Consider the following 16,525-nt stretch of genomic DNA (forward strand, 5'->3'; position numbering starts at 1 on the left):
ACGACAAATGACACTTTCTATGTAGAAAGCGTCATTGATTTCTGTAGATTCTCTATTAAATTTCTAATACTTTTAACGTCAATTCATCCTCACCGAGCTTTTTTAACTCGAGTAAAGGAAAATGATAATACATTTTTTGATTGGCATATTTAAACTGAATCACTGACTCAAAAAAGTCTTCACGACGTCCTGAAATGAGGCCGCGGTAGAAATAATGGAAGCCTTTAATAATATGAGGCATTTCATCAATTTCACACTCTATTTCGTGAAGTATATCTTTCGCTTTAACAAACTGTTGTTTTTGAATATAGTAAAAAGCTATCTCATGTCGATCATCTATTTCCTTTGATTTAAAATCTAAATACTCAGGCTCTCTTTTCCAATAATTTTGAAGAAAATTAATTGTCCTTTGTGTTCCCCTTATTTTGAGAGATTGCAATTCATTGTATATATTTAATGCCTTAGAGAGATAATTATACGCAACTTCATAACTTTCGATTATAGACAATATACCTAGAACTTGGTTTGCAGTAGCCTCAGTAAGTTGGCTTACTGCATTATTTATGACCATCTCTCCACTTAGTATCCCTTCTTCACGATTCCCTATATGCATATTAATAAGTCCAATTCGACATACTAACGATTTCTTTAGGTAAGGATATTTTTTAAGTTGAGAGAGTCCATCCTCTATTAAAGAAGCGACTTGTTGGCATCGATCTAACATTTTCAAATCATAATAATTATAGATCATAAAAACTTTTGCTATTACTTTCATTTCTATCGTTTTTAATTTTAGATCATTCAGTAGAATGTTAGCTTCAGTTGGTGAAATTTGACCATCCATTACTTGTTGATCAATTTCATACGTTTTTGCCCATTCTTTACTTTCAGCATTTGAACACATTTTTAATTTTCCCAACATGAATACTTTCAAATCATTTAAGCGATTAATCGTCGCATACTCAAGGCTAATTCTAGCCGTTTTCCCATTCGGGTTAACATTACGAAAGTAGGCGTCCATGATCTCAAATTCTTGTTTAGGAAAAAGATAACGAACCATCTTTAATAAGCCTTCAAAGTGATCCATTTCACGGTCTGGCTCATTAAGAAATTTATATAAAGAAGATTTACTCTTTAGTCCAGTTATGCTAATTAGTTTTATAGCTAAAACTTTTTCTTTTTCTAACTCATTTTTTATCATTTGCTTTAACATTTTATTAGGAACCCTTTCATTCAATAGCATAAGAAGTTAAATATAATGTGTAGTATTGAATAGATAGTTACCTTAATTATATCATAAAAAATAGCCGTGAAAATCATTTTTCATAGATAAAATGTACTATATAGCAATGTTATAATAGTGCATATATTAATAATTATTCCATTTCTCGAACCTATACAAAAAGTTCTAAACGATAATGCGTCTAGTCCTTTATCGGAAATGGTTAATTTAAATCTTTACGAATTTCACGTACAACGTGACCGATTTCAGGAATAATGATCCGATTCATCGCTAACTTTACTGCACCTGAAGACCCCGGCATAGAAAAGATCGCTTTCGAACCATAAACGCCTGCAACCGCACGACTTAATATCGCTGCTGTTCCGATATCTTCTGCATAGCTTAAGTACCGAAAAATCTCACCAAATCCAGGCATTTCCTTATGTAAAACATCCTTAACGGCTTCAAAGGTTGTATCGCGCAACGCAATTCCTGTCCCACCATTTAAAAGAACTACATCAATATCCGACCGAGTTTCTGCTTCCTTAAGCAAGCCTTGAATTCCTGCATATTCGTCTTTGACAATTTGATATTCGGTTACAACATGTCCATTCTCTTCAAGCAATGCTTTAATCAGTCCACCACTTTTATCAGTATCAAACGTTCGTGTATCCGAAACGGTAATAATCATACAATTGACTGATTTAGGTGCTTCTTTTTTATGCTCAACCGTTGACATTTCAACATCCCCTTTTTATTACACAAGTCTTCTTTTAATTATATCAAATCTAGCTTTGGATACATAATTTTTCCTTATAAATTTAGCATTTTGAAATCCGTTCGTGGTAAAATGGATGGAGCAAAAAAGGAGGAAGAACCATGAGTGAACTGACCCATTTTAATGAACAAGGCCGAGCAAAGATGGTCGACATCTCTGAAAAGGAAGTCACATCAAGAATTGCTGTTGCTCATTCAAGTATAAAAGTCAATCCAGAAATCTATACAAAGATTATCGAAGGATCATTTAAAAAAGGGGATGTTTTAGCTGTTGCCCAGGTGGCCGGTGTGATGGCAGCAAAAAACACATCAGACTGGATCCCAATGTGTCACCCTTTGCAGCTAACTGGGGTTGATATTACATTTCAATGGGAAACGAATGAACCCGATCATTATGAATTACATATCGAGGCAACTGTTAAAACAACGGGAAAAACTGGGGTTGAAATGGAAGCTTTAACGGCAGCATCCGCAACCGCATTAACGATTTATGATATGTGTAAAGCCGTAGATAAAGGTATGATCATCGGGCAAACCTTCCTCGTCCAAAAATCTGGGGGAAAAAGCGGCGATTTTTCGAGGTAAAACGTATTTTTCTTTTAGGAAGTCCTCATTTAATACGTACTTAATTGGATATACTGTCATTATTAAGATCCATTACGGTATTGTTGAATAGGAGGATAAAGTTGGAATACGTTATCTCTTTTGTAAAAGCACTTGGATTATTCACAGTCGGGTTAGTTGCCTTTCGTGTTATGGGAAGCCAAGCGGTAGGAAGATTAACAGATTTTGATTTAGTCGTCGCAATTGCAATTGGTGCATTAATCGCTAAGCCATTATCTGACCCTGAGTTAGATGTTTGGATTTCAATTGTAGCGATTGTAGCGCTAGTTTTGGCTCAAATTACACTAAGCTTGCTTTCTCTAAAAAATTCAACATTTGAAAAAATCGTCCAAGGCAGCCCGATTCAATTAGTAAAAAAAGGAAAACTTTTGATGAATGGATTACGTAAAGCGAGGATTAGTAAAAATGAACTTGACGAGGAATTACGAGCAAAAGGATTTCAGTCACTAAAAGAAGTAGAAACCGTTATTATTGAACCAAATGGGAAATTTAGTGTGTTTGGTAAAGAAAACGAACAATCATAAAGATAGAAAGAGACTAAATGAAAGTTTATCCTTTCATTTAGTTTCTTCTATTTTATAGAAACATTAACCTACGGTCGTTTCTAAGTCTTCGATTGGTTTTTCAAGGTATTTTCGATCTTTACGAGCATTGAAGCGGTCTGCTTTTTCAACTGACACCGCGATATTATAATCAGGAATCCGTGCAAACTTTTCATATCTCCCCCTTGGAAGGAGGAAGTTACCTTCAGGGAAGTGGACTTCAACGTTTCCACGAGCGATATTTACGAATTTAGCTCTTCCTTGGAAAACGCCAAATCCGTTATAGACAACTACTGCTTCACCTTCAGTTACTCTTAAATCTTTCGCATCATCTGCGTTCATTAATACATCGTACCGGCCCGCAGCATTGAAAGGATCCTTTTTACTGTAAACCATTGAGTTGAACTGCTTTCCACGGCGAGTCGTAAGAAGGAATTGGTCTTGTTTCTTTCCGAGATTAGGAATATCAACTGGGATCAAGTTTCCTTTTCCGTCTGGTGTCGGACAAATGCCACCTTCACATAACCAAGCGCCACCCCATTGGAATACATCTCCTTGCTTTTTCAAATGTTGTATACCATCATAACTCGGGTTCGTTTTCGCAATCTCTTCGCGAACTTCATACGCATCTTTGAAATCTACTAAATGTGCCATTTTAGGATTGACTCGTTTTGCTAAATCAATATAAATCTTCCATTCTGTCCGAGCTTCTTCAATTCTATTTTTATTTCCTTCAATTTCAGGAGAAAAATAGACCATCCGCTCTGTTGACGTTGATGTTCCGCCGCCTTCTTGCTCATAACGCGTTTTCGCCGGTAAGACGATGACTGCTTCCTTCGCATCTATTAACGTTGAAGTATTTAATATAATATCTTGATGCACGCGAATATCAAGTTCAGACAATGCTTTTTCAACAAAATGAGGATCTGGCATCGTTTCTAAAAAGTTACCACCAGACATGTAATATAGTTTTACCTTTCGTTCATGTCCTTCTGGTAGTACGATATTTTCTAACGTAATACCGACTGTATCTCCTTGCCATTCCGGAAGTTTAAAGCCCCATAACTTTTCAATCCGGTCAATATTTTCCCCGTAGAAATCGCCACCAGGAAGAACGAAAGGATCGGCACCCATTTCGCCACTTCCTTGAACACTCGAGTGACCACGGAACGGCATCAGACCTGCATGCTTACGACCTAAGTAACCACGTAATAGTGCAAGATTTGCGACTTGAGAAATATTATCCGTCGCAAACGAATGCATCGTTAATCCTAATGCCCAAGCAAAGACAGCATTCTTACTCTTCGCAAGTAATTCTGCTAACTCGATAATTCTTTCTTTTAAAATGCCTGAAGATTTTACAATATTATCCCAGTTTTGTGCTTCTACATTGACTTTTAGGTCTTCATAACCATTTACATGCTGTTCTACAAACTCATGATTAATCGCAGAACCGTACGATTTTTCCTCCATCTCAAACCAGTGCTTCATAATACCGTGCATGAAGGCAATATCACCACCGATATTCACTTGATAGAAATCATCCGCTAGTTTTGTACCAAATAGCGCAGATTCTACATTAGATGGAATCCAATATTTTTCCATTGCCGGCTCTTTATACGGATTAACGACAATAATTTTCGTTCCACGTTTCTTCGCTTCTAGCATATATTTGGATGAAACGGGTGAACTGTTTGATGCAACACTTCCCCAGAATAAAAGTACATCTGTACCGATCCAGTCTTGATAGTTGACCGTAGATGCTCCTACCCCAATTGAACGCTTTAGCGCTGTTTTACTTGGTGAATGACATATTCGTGATGCATTATCAATATTGTTTGCCCCTAAAAAGCGCGCAACTTTAGCGGCTACATAATACGATTCGTTAGTAATTCCTCTTGATGTTAAATAAAATGCATATTGTTTCGGATTAAGTTTCTTCATTTTATTTGCGATCATGTCCATCGCATCGTCCCAAGTCAAGCGTGAAAACCTTCTTTCTCCTTTTCTACGGATTAATGGGTATGGAATTCTACCTAACTGGCGTAGTTCTGTACTGTCATACTTTTTCAGCTCATCGATATCTGCATGTAAAATTTCTTCTTTAATTGCAGGCATTGTATTTAAACGAAGAACGTTTAAACGAGTAGTACACACATGTGGCCCAGTTAATGTTTGGTCATAAAGACCGGCTACACCTAGTGCACAGCCATCACATACACCTTGTGTAATAATTCTTGAAGCATAACCTAAATTATCTTTATTATCCCAAGCGATTTTAAACGAATCACGAATGTGCTTAGGCTTTAATTTACCTAATCCGAATGGCACAGGGCTAACCCAATGTTTCGGATCTGGCATTTTCGCTTTCTTAATCGGACCTGGATGCTTTGTTTTTCCCAATTTGAACACTCCTTCATTCTGACAAACCTTTTATTTATTACTTATTTAAGTGAACAGTCTTTTAGAAATAAAAAACCACCGAGATCTCTTATCTTAATGGAAAGGTCAGTCGGTGGTTAAGTCTTCGGCAGGATCGCTGCTAAGTGCCAAACCTAGCTATTCGGTTTACAAAATTTTTCTTCAATATTTTCATCAAATACAAAAATGGACATGCCTAAATCCTTTTCGATATTAATATCAACGAAGAGCTCAACAAATTTACACTGTAAAAACTCCTCCATTTCAGCAGGCGGATTCTTCCGGTACATTTCCTTGACCATCTCTGTTCTTGCTGCACGTAACATCTGTTTTCCTTCATCTGCCGTTGCCATAAACTTTTCGATCGGGGAAAGATTTCCTTCCATCTCACAAATCGCCCAGTTGTTGCAAAATTTCGTATAAATTTTACTAGGACCTTTCCCCATATGCTTTTTTCGGAACGAACGAACTAAGTTACTAAATTCCGCTTCATATTTATTCATTTAACGTCAACCCTTTTACTTTTTCTACCTAAAAGAGTAGTCATTCGTACATTGCTTGTCAACTAGCAAGCTTGTTTGCCGCATTTTGCTCTCTTAGTTTTTTAATATCCAATCGAATAACTAATGAAACTAGTAGAGCTACAATAAACATCGTAGCGAAAATGTACAGTGTTCCAGCATAGCTATTTGTCGTTTCACGGACCCAAGAGGCGATAATCGGGCCAGTTAAACCAGCTGCAGCCCATGCAGTTAAAATATACCCGTGAATCGCTCCAAGCTGTTTTGTTCCAAATAAATCACCAATATATGCTGGGATCGACGCAAAGCCTCCACCATAACACGTTAAAATTAAAAATAGTACTGCTTGGAACAGAAGCGCATGAGTAATGCTAGGTAATAAGAAAAATGTCACAATCTGAATAACAAAAAATGCTGTATACACATTCGGACGACCAATATAATCTGAAATCGATGCCCAACCTAAACGTCCAGCCCCATTAAATAACCCCATTAAACCTACCATTGTAGCTGCTGCGGCTGCAGATAGTCCCGCAATTTCTTGTGCCATCGGTGATGCTACAGAAAGAACCGCAATTCCACATGTAACGTTAATAAATAGCATCACCCATAAATAATAAAAGCGTTTCGTTTTAATCGCTTCATTAGCCGTTAATTGCGATAAATCAGCAGCAGGCTTTTTAGCCCCTGTTGCGACCTGCTGTTTAAATCCATCTGGTAGCCAATCCTCTGGCGGACGCTCAAGATACAAGGCAGACACTGTCATAATGACAAAATAAACCGCTCCTAAAATAAAGAATGTATTCGCTATCCCAAGGGATGAAATTAAATTGGCCATAATTGGACTAGCAATCATCGCAGCAAAACCAAATCCCATAATCGCAAGTCCTGTCGCTAGACCACGACGGTCTGGGAACCATTTAACTAGCGTTGAGACCGGTGTAATATAACCAACACCTAGTCCAATCCCACCTAACGCTCCATAAGTAATATAAAATAATGTTAAACTCCCCATATTAATAGCTATCCCAGAACCGATTAAACCAATTCCAAAAAATGCTGCTGAAAGGAGACCCGACTTACGAGGACCATGTTTTTCTACAAAATGTCCCATAAATGCCGCTGATAACCCTAAAAAGATAATCGCAATACTGAATGTCAATGAGATGGCACTTAAACTCCAGCCAAATTGTTCTTGCAACGGATTCGTAAATACACTCCACGCGTAAACCGATCCGATCGATATATGTATTCCTACTGCGGCTAGAGCAATTAACCAACGATTTTTTGTATTTTCCATACTCATCTTCCTTTCGTTCGTCGTTTCATTTTCATTTTGAACAATCATTCGAATCTTCCCTAGACAAAAGAAAACCGCCGCTGTAATCTTACCTTTCGATAGGAAACGTTTTCATTCAAAAACATCCTGATCTAAGTAAGTATACGGCGACGGTTAGTGTTAAGCAGGAACTCTACTTTATACCAACTTTTTTCGCATCTATCTAGTAAACATTTAAATCGACGACAGGTTCGCTATCTCGGATCTTAAATGTTACAGATTTATGAACAATAATAATATAACGCGATTTTTTTACAATTTCAATACTTTTACAAATAATTCTTAAAAAAATTAAATGAATTGTCAGGTGGCTTTTAGATAACACGTTTAACTTGTTTAATAGAATAAATTATGTTTATATTGATTTCATAATTAGGGAAGTTAGGAAAAATCATTAGGAGTGGACAGTGATGGAAGAGAAAATAAGTGCAAAATGGCCCATCGTAAAATACGAAAATGGCCAGCTCAGTCGTATCGAAGATGAAATCGTTAGTGAGTTTCCATTAACCATTTATGTGAATAATGAGGAATTTGCAACGATGGTCTGTAGCCCCACCTACTTTAACGAAATGGTCATCGGATTTTTAGCATCTGAAGGTGTCATTCGCACAAAAAATGATGTAAAAAGTTTAAAAATAGATGAAAGTAAAGGGTTTGCTTACATCGATTTGCATGCAAATCAAGTAACAAGTCAACAATACTATTCAAAACGATTTATTGGTTCCTGCTGTGGAAAAAGTAGACAATTTTACTTTCACAATGATGTAAGAACGGCGAAAACTTCAACATCAACTACTACCCTGACAGGAAAACAATGTATAAATCTCATGAGCAAGATGCAACAAAATAGTGTCGTGTTTCAATCAACAGGTGGCGTTCATAATGCCGCTATTGGTGACACTCATAACCTGATTGTTGAGCGTTCTGACATCGGACGCCATAATGCGTTAGATAAACTATACGGACATTGCTTATTAAACCAAATTCCAGTTCGGGATAAAGTCCTCGTTTTTAGTGGGAGAATCTCTTCAGAAGTTTTAACAAAGGCTACTAAAATCGGTGTCGGCATCGTACTTTCAAAGTCTGCTCCTACAGATTTGGCGATTAAACTCGCCCAAGATTTAAATATAACGGCAGTCGGTTTTATACGAGGTTCATCCTTTAATGTGTATTCTCACCCGCACCGAATTGTTGAAGATTAAATTCATTCATTAAGAAATTATAAACATTCGGAATATAACCAATTTCGACATATACTTAACGTTAGACACAAAATGCTTTATACTATATAAAACGAATACATTTTATTAAGAAAAGCGTAAGCGTCCGTTTACCGATGTACGGACTGGACTGAACCGCAGGAGATAAAGGAAACACGGAGAATCGCTAGCGATCCGATGTTGACTTATCGTACGGAGGTGAGGGAAGTCTCGCTAGTCGGTGGGCACTGCAGCTAGACATCCTCGAAATTCAAACTTTCTTATTCTTTTAAAAAGGAGGCAGGTATGGTGAGCAAAAGTCAAACTGTCTATGACAAATTCAATCGACCACTTCGTGATTTACGAATATCCGTAACAGACAAATGCAACTTTCGCTGTACGTATTGTATGCCTGCTGAACTGTTCGGACCCGACTATCCTTTTTTAGAACGGCATGAAATTTTATCATTTGAAGAAATTGAACGGCTAACTAGACTTTTCGTGCATTCTCTAGGTGTTAAGAAAATTCGCATCACAGGCGGAGAACCTTTGATGCGTAAAGATTTACCAGACCTCATAGAAAAAATCAACGCGATCGAAGGCGTTAAGGATATTGCGATGACAACAAATGGTGTACTCCTTCCGAAGCATGCTAAAGCTTTAAAAGCAGCCGGGTTAATGCGGGTTTCCGTTAGCTTAGACTCCCTTGACGACGAATTATTTGGCAAAATTAATGGCAGAGGTGTCTCCGTAAAAGCAGTACTTGAAGGGATTGAAGCAGCAAAAGACGCTGGCCTACAGGTTAAAATTAACATGGTTGTTAAGCGCGGGATGAATGAAAAAGAAGTCGTACCAATGGCAAAATTTTTCCGTGAAAAAGGTCATATTCTCCGATTTATAGAGTTTATGGACGTTGGAAATACGAATGAATGGCGCCTTGATGATGTATATTCAAAGCAACAAATAATCGCTGATATTCACGAGGTTATGCCACTTGAGCCGATTGAACCTAATTATGTTGGAGAAGTCGCAACACGATACCGTTATGTCGATTCTGAAGAGGAGATCGGCGTAATATCATCGGTCACTGATGCATTTTGCAAAAGCTGTAACCGTGCTCGCATTTCAGCAGAAGGGAAACTCTATACATGTCTCTTCTCATCTGTCGGCCATGACTTGCGGGATGTTGTCCGTTCTTCGCTATCTGACGAAGAAGTGTCAACACATATTCAACACATTTGGGAAGGACGAAAAGACCAATATTCCGTTGACCGCAGTCGCCTAAAACACAAACGTAAAAAAGTCGAAATGTCCCACATCGGCGGATAAAGTGAAACTTCATTAAATGGGGGGTTCCTTCATCCCCCACTTAATGTTAGTTGAACCAATCGGGTTGTTACTGGTGCTTATCTCCCACTTAGCTTTTCATGTTTCCTCAAAACCTTGAAGTGGGATCTTAGCGCCAGTTAAACGGGATAAAACACAATGCTGATGACAGGCACCTTTAACGCTGAATTGTGTTAAAGGTGCCTGCCATCAGATACATAAGGAGTGAAAAAATTGAGTTCATGTAAATTGGACCATCCATTAGAGGATGTACGAAAGAAATTAGCCGACCAACAAGCATTTTTGCCTACTGAGCTTTACGAAGCAACTAAGCGCCTATTGGATAAACCTCTTAGCCAAGCTCAGCTCAATGAATTGTTTCACTTACTCAAAAAGTATGATTTAGCAACGAAAGAAGAGCAAGAAGGCCGTAATGAAAAATTACAGCTTCTTGTGAAGTGAAATGAAAAGGGTGACCTGAGCTATTGCTATGGTCACCCTTTTTCCATCTAATACAATTTCTGTTCAATAAAACATAAATTAAGTTCTTCGATTTTTCTTACTATTATCATTTAATTTATAACCGCTTCTGCAGTGTTTCTCTCCAGCTGTCTGACAATTCGTCTACGGCCAGGATCGCTTTAATACCTTCCACATTTTCTTTTTCTTTAAACATAATGGTGTTAGCATAGGAGACACTTATTTTGTTAGGATGACGTTTCATTAACTCAATCGTGTCATTCACCTCTATAAACCCTTCTTCTAATACGCGAAAATAATAACCTGTATATCCTGTGTTTTGTACATGAGCAACGAGGTCGTCAGCCCCATTTCTTTTCGCTAGTTTAAAACAAGGCTGCCGTGGTTGACTAACTTGAACGATGACATCGCCAATCTTATATGTATCCCCAATACAAACCTCTTTTTCCAACATGCCTTTTACCGTCAAATTTTCACCAAACGAGCCATTGCTCATCGTTCGATTTAGGTCGTTTTGCCAATACTCATAGTGTTCTAAAGGGTACACACAAACCGCTTTATCTTTTCCTCCGTGATTGATTAAATCTGCTTGTCCATCGCCTTCAATGTTTAGTTTTCCTATAAAAACAGGCCCCTTAACTTGAGCTTTATAAATACCCGTCTTTATTTCTTTCCCGTTATGCTCTATTGATTTTGGCTTACCTATTTGTATGGAAGTACAACTCATCATCGACATTTGAACCGCTCCTTACTTATTTTTTTCATTATTTTACCATAATGGACAAAGGGGTGTTAGGCACCTTTAGCGAAATAAAGATGCGACCACTTACACTCTTCTTTACAAAAACTCCTTTTTACTTTATTATTGCTTTAATTATAAGTTGTAGTTTTCTAGGGTTCCGCAGCGGTATCTGGTCTGGTCCGAGAGAAAACGCACAGCTCTGCTGTGTTCACGGAGGGATAAAAGCCCGGGAGGATATTGTTCATCATATCTTCTCTGGCTTTTTTGATGATTTTAAAAAGGTATTAAGACAAGAGGTGTTTTCTATGAATAAAGTTTGGATCAGTGTCTTTATTGCAGCTTTTTTTGAAGTCCTATGGGTCATGGGCTTAAAATATTCCGATAATCTTTGGACGTGGATTGCTACAGCGATAGCCATCTTCATCAGCTTTTACTTAATGATCATGGCAGGACAAAAGCTCCCCGTTGGCACGGTTTATGCTGTATTTGTCGGACTAGGCACTGTTGGAACCCTGTTAGCCGAAATTGTTCTATTCAACGAAGCGATTCAAACCGTTAAACTACTACTTATTTTATTTTTATTAATCGGTGTTCTTGGGTTAAAGCTTGTAACCCCTGAAGAATCAGGAGATAAAGGAGTTGAATCTTAATGGCGTGGATATATCTGATATTCGCTAGCGTCTTTGAGATGATGGGTGTAGCCTTGATTAATAAACTTCATAGTGACCGGAATTGGCAAGCCCTTTTGTATGTAGTTAGTTCATTTACTGCTAGCTTTTTATTTTTGGCGAAAGCAATGGAAACTCTTCCAATGTCGACTGCCTATGCTATTTGGACTGGAGTTGGAGCTGCTGGAGGAGCTATTCTTGCTATTGTTTTTTACGGTGAACCAAAGAACATGTATCGCCTATTATTTATTTTTATCATTATATCCGCTACGATTGGGTTGAAATTAGTTTCATAATATGAGCAGAGTAGACTGTCCTACTGAACTATGTATGGATTACGAGCTTCTAGATCAAAATAAATCTTATTCGAATCAGCTTTTTATGACAAACTATAGATCTTTTTGGCTTGGAGGATTTACTGATGTGGAAAGAAATAAAAATTGAAAGCTGGCATGAATTCAACGATGTCATTTCACATTTACATTACAATGAATGGATATTTAGAGGGCAACGAAATTCAGTTTGGGATTTACAGTCCTCTCTGTATCGGGAAATTCAAAAAGTGATACATCAACCGACAAATACGGAATGTGTTACGATCGAAAATAAGATGGTTAACGAATTTTATTCATCCTCACACCTTTATTCATCTTTAGAATTTCAAGCCCCTACCAATGGAAATGAAAAGGATTGGATCAACTTCCGTTTAGAGCCTTTATCCGTTATGCAAGATTACGGAACACCTACTCGATTATTAGATTGGACATGTTCTCCGTACATTGCCGCTTTTTTCGCATTAGATGGTGCCGAGGATGACTTTAGTATTTATGCTTTAAACGTAAAGGAAATTGAAGAATACGATAACAATCGATATGGAGATTATTTCTTTCACTATAAACAAGCAATCTTTTCACCAGAAACGATATCCGAATTATTTATTTTCAGTTATGATCCGTACCAAAAAAATGAACGACTCCGGATTCAACAAGGCGTTTTTCTTGTGCCGAGCGTTATCAATAAAACGATGGATGATATATTAAAAATGTACAACATTAGAGGCAACAAAATGAATGGCAATGACGTAACGTATAAGCTCATTTTCAATAAAGAAAATCTCCAAGATTATTGGTATAAGCTGAAGCAAATGAATATTACCCATGAGACGATTTATCCCGGTCTCGAAGGTTTTTGCCGATCCCTTAAACTTCATATCCTGTTATAAAAATGGTTTTATAATGGTGACGGACCTTTAATGTAATAAAGTGTTAAAGGAGCTGTCACCATTCAGTCTTCACCACATCACCTTCGTGCACCGCTCACGAAGCAGTTTCCTTTTATGAAAAATCGCCAAGGGTAATGCTTCGCTTCACCGCTATTCTCTATTCCAATCCTAGGTCCAATGGCAATTTCTTCAGATTTTACTGCTTTTCCTTCAGCAATAAATAAAGGGTGCTCGAAAAACGGACGACCGTAATCTTCTTTAACAATGCCCAGTGCTTTCGTTAATTTCCCTGGGCCACTTGTAAGGTCTCGGTCAGTTTTAGCTTTTTCACGGCGCTCGTACATAAGCTCTATTCCCATATATGGCTCTACAGCTCGAATTAATACTGCTTCAGGGTGGCCGACCTCCCCACTCACCACATTTACGAGACAATGGGTATGCATTACATATGTGTAAACATATCCAGGAGGTCCAAACATCACCTCGGTTCGCTTCGTGCGCCGATTATTGAAGCTGTGTGCAGCCTTGTCATCTGGTCCAATATAAGCTTCCGTTTCTACAATCCACCCTGAAGCGACGCCTCGATCCGTTTCTTTCACTAATAACTTTCCAAGCAATGACTTGGCCACCTCTAGCGTAGCCTGATCGAAAAAAGAAGCTTGTACAGGTACATATATCATATTTTAACTCCTTTACAATCCCTATTAATTACGCTTAACACTCTCTTTCATCGCCTTCCAATTCATCAAATGATGGACTGCCACCCCATGATACGACGGATCATTTTGATAATGTCTATGAACGATCCTTAATTCCTCATCCATTTCATCTAAACCAAGGTCATGAAAAGTCGTATTAATTTCCAACAAAGGCACCGTTTCAACAGCGATAAATACAGCTAGGTTATACAACGAATATTCTCTTTATTTTACCGCAATTCTCTGTTCCTCTGAGCGTTTCCGACTTTGAGGTGCCCGTTGCCAAATAATCACTAAAACAACACCCACAACGCCGATAACTCCTCCAAAATAAAATCCAGCCGACAAACCAAACATCGAATTTAAAATCCCAGCGACAAATGGCCCAGCAAACATTCCTACCGCATATACCGCTTGATAGAAGCCCATTGCCGTTGCTCGCTTCTGATCATCAACCGATTCAATGGACATTCCTAGAAGCAGTGGCATAACAAGCCCTAACGCAAATCCATTGAACGCTTGGGTAATGAGTAATACACTAAATGAATGAATAAGAGGTATTGTCCCTGTAAATAAAGCGCTTACTATAAAGCCTACAAGCAAGGTCGGCCATTTTCCAAAACGCGGCGTGAGCCACTTCCCTACCATTATAGCGGCAAAAGCATGAGGAACGATAAAAACTATGACCAAATAACTTAACCCAGCCGTTGTCGCTCCTAGCTCAAGTGCATAATTAGGAGTGAAGCCAAAGATTGTAATAAAAATAATCGCATAGGCAAAAACGGAAAGTAACGTAACTTTAAGCAGTAGGGGCTCCTTAATAATACTGACTATATCTTTTACCTCAATCGGTTCATGAGTAGAATTCTCTTTCTCCTCTTTAAGCCACAAACATAAGATTAACCCTACTATTCCAGCAAAACCACCGAGCCAAAACGGAAACAACCAACCGAACCACTCAACAAATACACCACTAAATATCATACTTGCTAATTGACCTAACACCATCGTGACACTGATCCAACCCATCGCTTTCGTAATGTCTTCTTTAGAAAAATAACTCGCATATAACACCGTAAAAGCGACCCATGTTGCAGCACTCACTCCAGCCATTGCTCTAAAAACTAACAACCAGCCTAGTTGATCTGTCAAGATAAACCCAAAGCTACTTATACTTCCAATCACTATCCCTAAAATAATAAACGGGCGCCGACGTTTAATAACATCAGAATAAATTCCAAGCGGAAGTCGAACGACCATTTGCATTAATCCATAACTTCCAACGACAACACCAATGAACAAATATGTAGCACCTAAAAAATCTAAATAGGCTGTTAAAATAGGAACATAACTATATATCGTAAACCAATACATAACCGTTACTAGTACAAAAATAACATGATCTATTTTTGTAACCGTCGAAGGCTTCTCCACTCTCACTACATTCCCTCCATTCCTACGTAAAAATAAACAAAACGATTGAAAGATTTAATTCGAGATTAATAATACAAACTGAGTCATATTAATTTTGGACTTGCATTTTTTTGCAACTTTATTGATTTTTAAAAGCCAAACGCAAAGCATTAGTTAAAGAAAGCCTTACTTGTTGTAAAAAAATGGTGATCTCTTCTATAATTTTATGCTACCTGAATACGAAGTATTTTTAAATAGCTTCAAGCAAAAAAACGAATTTAATGTTGTTCCACGTCAATCATTTCATACAGCTATATCCCAAAATTGGTCAAAATGGAATAAGTTTTATTTTTTAGGGAATAAAAATGGATATCATGATTTTTACTTTTGCATACAAACTAAATGGAAAATTAATATCTAATTCGAAGGTGAGAAAATGGTAATTGAAACACTAAAATTAGGTATCTTATTTATATTGGTTTTTATTGTTATGCGCATGCTTGGCAAAACATTATTGTCACAGTGGACAGCTTATGATCTTGTTACCATAATTTTTCTATCTTATGCTGCTTTAGCGGCTGTGAAAGTTCACAGCTTTTTTCATGCGGTAATTTGTATCGTTCTTATTGGATTTTTGTATTTAACTTTATCAAAATTAAGTTTATATGGTATCTTTTCTCGATTTATTATTGGAGAGCCTACCATCATTATTAAACACGGAAAAATTAGTCAGAAAAATTTAAAGAAAGTTCGTTATTCTTTAACTGAGCTATTATCTACTGTCCGAGCGTTTGGATATCCAGATGTTCAAGATATTGAGTACGCTATTTTAGAACCCAATGGTAAAATTAGTATTATTCCCAGAAAAGAATTGAAGCCGTTAACACCCAAACTTATGAAGATCGATGTAGAATATACAGGATTACCCCTAGCTATCATTGTCGATGGTAGCGTTCAACTTGAAAATTTAACACTCATTGAAAAATCGGAAGAGTGGTTAAAAAACGAGTTAGAAAACAATGGATACCATCATTACAGAGACATATTTTATGCTTATATCAAAGATAATGACAAGTCAATATCGATCGTTCCTTATCAATCTTAAATTGAAACAATTAAGGCTCACCCCTTCCTCCATGCCTTTAAACAAACCGTATATCAATATAAGCAAAACCGTATTAAATCTAGCTTTATGCAGTATTACTACGATACCTTAACAGGGATGCTGATCGTAAAAAAACGAAAAATGATAGCTGCAAATAATACATGGGGTCAGTGGTTGAAAGGATAATGGAGGAATGAGATAACTAACCAAATGATATTGTAGACGA

At 37.5% G+C, this 16,525-nt stretch carries 18 protein-coding genes and 1 riboswitch; of the genes, 9 read left to right on the forward strand and 9 right to left on the reverse strand.

Features of this window, described 5'->3' with window-relative positions:
* Window positions 1-55 precede the first annotated feature (55 nt).
* Together J0N78_RS21935 and J0N78_RS21940 are read right to left on the reverse strand one after the other, a co-directional pair.
* A complete protein-coding gene (locus J0N78_RS21935; RefSeq protein ID WP_209125253.1) occupies window positions 56-1,213 on the reverse strand; it encodes an AimR family lysis-lysogeny pheromone receptor in 1,158 nt (385 codons plus the stop codon).
* A gap of 232 nt (window positions 1,214-1,445) precedes the next feature.
* Entirely contained in the window at window positions 1,446-1,961 is a 516-nt protein-coding gene (locus tag J0N78_RS21940; RefSeq protein ID WP_209125254.1) for a MogA/MoaB family molybdenum cofactor biosynthesis protein, read from the reverse strand.
* A gap of 140 nt (window positions 1,962-2,101) precedes the next feature.
* Between J0N78_RS21940 and moaC the strand changes: the two genes are divergently transcribed.
* Window positions 2,102-2,584, forward strand: coding sequence for a cyclic pyranopterin monophosphate synthase MoaC (gene moaC / locus J0N78_RS21945; protein WP_209125255.1), 483 nt, complete (start codon window positions 2,102-2,104; stop codon window positions 2,582-2,584).
* Between the two features lie 101 nt (window positions 2,585-2,685).
* A complete protein-coding gene (locus tag J0N78_RS21950; RefSeq protein ID WP_209125256.1) occupies window positions 2,686-3,147 on the forward strand; it encodes a DUF421 domain-containing protein in 462 nt (153 codons plus the stop codon).
* Window positions 3,148-3,210: 63 nt separating this feature from the next.
* Here the strand turns inward: J0N78_RS21950 and J0N78_RS21955 are convergent, their stop codons facing one another.
* From J0N78_RS21955 to J0N78_RS21965, 3 genes are all read right to left on the reverse strand, one after another.
* Window positions 3,211-5,568 carry an FdhF/YdeP family oxidoreductase gene (locus tag J0N78_RS21955; RefSeq protein ID WP_209125257.1) on the reverse strand — a complete coding sequence of 786 codons (2,358 nt, stop codon included), beginning with the start codon at window positions 5,566-5,568 and terminating at the stop codon, window positions 3,211-3,213.
* Between the two features lie 152 nt (window positions 5,569-5,720).
* Window positions 5,721-6,089, reverse strand: coding sequence for a Na-translocating system protein MpsC family protein (locus J0N78_RS21960; RefSeq protein ID WP_209125258.1), 369 nt, complete (start codon window positions 6,087-6,089; stop codon window positions 5,721-5,723).
* A 58-nt stretch (window positions 6,090-6,147) separates the two neighbouring features.
* The gene (locus tag J0N78_RS21965; protein ID WP_209125289.1) at window positions 6,148-7,407 is read right to left on the reverse strand and encodes an L-lactate MFS transporter; all 1,260 of its coding nucleotides are present in this window, start codon (window positions 7,405-7,407) and stop codon (window positions 6,148-6,150) included.
* 449 nt (window positions 7,408-7,856) lie between these two features.
* Here J0N78_RS21965 and fdhD point away from each other — a divergent pair, with 449 nt between their 5' ends.
* The 3 genes from fdhD (at window position 7,857) to J0N78_RS21980 (ending at window position 10,433) form a co-directional block, all read left to right on the forward strand.
* Window positions 7,857-8,648, forward strand: a complete 792-nt coding sequence (fdhD, locus tag J0N78_RS21970) for a formate dehydrogenase accessory sulfurtransferase FdhD (RefSeq protein ID WP_209125259.1) — start codon at window positions 7,857-7,859, stop codon at window positions 8,646-8,648.
* A 303-nt stretch (window positions 8,649-8,951) separates the two neighbouring features.
* Window positions 8,952-9,974 carry a GTP 3',8-cyclase MoaA gene (moaA, locus tag J0N78_RS21975; protein WP_209125260.1) on the forward strand — a complete coding sequence of 341 codons (1,023 nt, stop codon included), beginning with the start codon at window positions 8,952-8,954 and terminating at the stop codon, window positions 9,972-9,974.
* A gap of 222 nt (window positions 9,975-10,196) precedes the next feature.
* Window positions 10,197-10,433 (forward strand): hypothetical protein, encoded by a 237-nt coding sequence (locus J0N78_RS21980; protein WP_307794989.1) that lies wholly within the window; start codon window positions 10,197-10,199, stop codon window positions 10,431-10,433.
* Between the two features lie 115 nt (window positions 10,434-10,548).
* Here the strand turns inward: J0N78_RS21980 and J0N78_RS21985 are convergent, their stop codons facing one another.
* Window positions 10,549-11,187 (reverse strand): MOSC domain-containing protein, encoded by a 639-nt coding sequence (locus J0N78_RS21985; protein WP_209125262.1) that lies wholly within the window; start codon window positions 11,185-11,187, stop codon window positions 10,549-10,551.
* A gap of 144 nt (window positions 11,188-11,331) precedes the next feature.
* Window positions 11,332-11,428: riboswitch (guanidine-I (ykkC/yxkD leader) on the forward strand.
* Between the two features lie 70 nt (window positions 11,429-11,498).
* Here J0N78_RS21985 and J0N78_RS21990 point away from each other — a divergent pair.
* The 3 genes from J0N78_RS21990 (at window position 11,499) to J0N78_RS22000 (ending at window position 13,083) form a co-directional block, all read left to right on the forward strand.
* Window positions 11,499-11,843, forward strand: coding sequence for a DMT family transporter (locus J0N78_RS21990; protein WP_209125263.1), 345 nt, complete (start codon window positions 11,499-11,501; stop codon window positions 11,841-11,843).
* Window positions 11,843-12,157, forward strand: coding sequence for a DMT family transporter (locus tag J0N78_RS21995; RefSeq protein ID WP_209125264.1), 315 nt, complete (start codon window positions 11,843-11,845; stop codon window positions 12,155-12,157). The genes J0N78_RS21990 and J0N78_RS21995 overlap by 1 nt, the downstream gene beginning before the upstream one ends.
* Before the next feature lie 125 nt (window positions 12,158-12,282).
* A complete protein-coding gene (locus J0N78_RS22000; protein ID WP_209125265.1) occupies window positions 12,283-13,083 on the forward strand; it encodes an FRG domain-containing protein in 801 nt (266 codons plus the stop codon).
* A 77-nt stretch (window positions 13,084-13,160) separates the two neighbouring features.
* Here the strand turns inward: J0N78_RS22000 and J0N78_RS22005 are convergent, their stop codons facing one another.
* The 3 genes from J0N78_RS22005 to J0N78_RS22015 are packed head-to-tail and all read right to left on the reverse strand — an operon-like array spanning window position 13,161 to window position 15,221.
* Window positions 13,161-13,763: a DNA-3-methyladenine glycosylase gene (locus J0N78_RS22005; protein WP_209125266.1), complete on the reverse strand. Its 603-nt coding sequence runs from the start codon at window positions 13,761-13,763 to the stop codon at window positions 13,161-13,163.
* A gap of 24 nt (window positions 13,764-13,787) precedes the next feature.
* The gene (locus J0N78_RS22010; RefSeq protein WP_209125267.1) at window positions 13,788-13,994 is read right to left on the reverse strand and encodes a hypothetical protein; all 207 of its coding nucleotides are present in this window, start codon (window positions 13,992-13,994) and stop codon (window positions 13,788-13,790) included.
* A 12-nt stretch (window positions 13,995-14,006) separates the two neighbouring features.
* Window positions 14,007-15,221, reverse strand: coding sequence for an MFS transporter (locus J0N78_RS22015; RefSeq protein ID WP_307794990.1), 1,215 nt, complete (start codon window positions 15,219-15,221; stop codon window positions 14,007-14,009).
* Window positions 15,222-15,630: 409 nt separating this feature from the next.
* On the opposite strand from J0N78_RS22015, the gene J0N78_RS22020 reads away from it, so the two are divergent.
* Window positions 15,631-16,299 carry a DUF421 domain-containing protein gene (locus tag J0N78_RS22020; protein ID WP_209125268.1) on the forward strand — a complete coding sequence of 223 codons (669 nt, stop codon included), beginning with the start codon at window positions 15,631-15,633 and terminating at the stop codon, window positions 16,297-16,299.
* Window positions 16,300-16,525: the final 226 nt, after the last annotated feature.

This window comes from Alkalihalobacillus sp. BA299 (genome assembly GCF_017745675.1).
Classification (GTDB): Bacteria; Bacillota; Bacilli; order Bacillales; family Bacillaceae_F; genus Alkalihalobacterium.

Bases quoted from the DNA above. Each gene is read 5' to 3' on its own strand.
- J0N78_RS21990 (WP_209125263.1), top strand. From the start codon at position 11,499: ATGAATAAAGTTTGGATCAGTGTCTTTATTGCAGCTTTTTTTGAAGTC.
- moaA (WP_209125260.1), top strand. From the start codon at position 8,952: ATGGTGAGCAAAAGTCAAACTGTCTATGACAAATTCAATCGACCACTT.
- J0N78_RS21965 (WP_209125289.1), bottom strand. From the start codon at position 7,407: ATGGAAAATACAAAAAATCGTTGGTTAATTGCTCTAGCCGCAGTAGGA.
- moaC (WP_209125255.1), top strand. From the start codon at position 2,102: ATGAGTGAACTGACCCATTTTAATGAACAAGGCCGAGCAAAGATGGTC.
- J0N78_RS22000 (WP_209125265.1), top strand. From the start codon at position 12,283: ATGTGGAAAGAAATAAAAATTGAAAGCTGGCATGAATTCAACGATGTC.
- J0N78_RS21935 (WP_209125253.1), bottom strand. From the start codon at position 1,213: ATGTTAAAGCAAATGATAAAAAATGAGTTAGAAAAAGAAAAAGTTTTA.
- fdhD (WP_209125259.1), top strand. From the start codon at position 7,857: ATGGAAGAGAAAATAAGTGCAAAATGGCCCATCGTAAAATACGAAAAT.
- J0N78_RS21985 (WP_209125262.1), bottom strand. From the start codon at position 11,187: ATGTCGATGATGAGTTGTACTTCCATACAAATAGGTAAGCCAAAATCA.
- J0N78_RS22020 (WP_209125268.1), top strand. From the start codon at position 15,631: ATGGTAATTGAAACACTAAAATTAGGTATCTTATTTATATTGGTTTTT.
- J0N78_RS21995 (WP_209125264.1), top strand. From the start codon at position 11,843: ATGGCGTGGATATATCTGATATTCGCTAGCGTCTTTGAGATGATGGGT.
- J0N78_RS21960 (WP_209125258.1), bottom strand. From the start codon at position 6,089: ATGAATAAATATGAAGCGGAATTTAGTAACTTAGTTCGTTCGTTCCGA.
- J0N78_RS21940 (WP_209125254.1), bottom strand. From the start codon at position 1,961: ATGTCAACGGTTGAGCATAAAAAAGAAGCACCTAAATCAGTCAATTGT.
- J0N78_RS22005 (WP_209125266.1), bottom strand. From the start codon at position 13,763: ATGATATATGTACCTGTACAAGCTTCTTTTTTCGATCAGGCTACGCTA.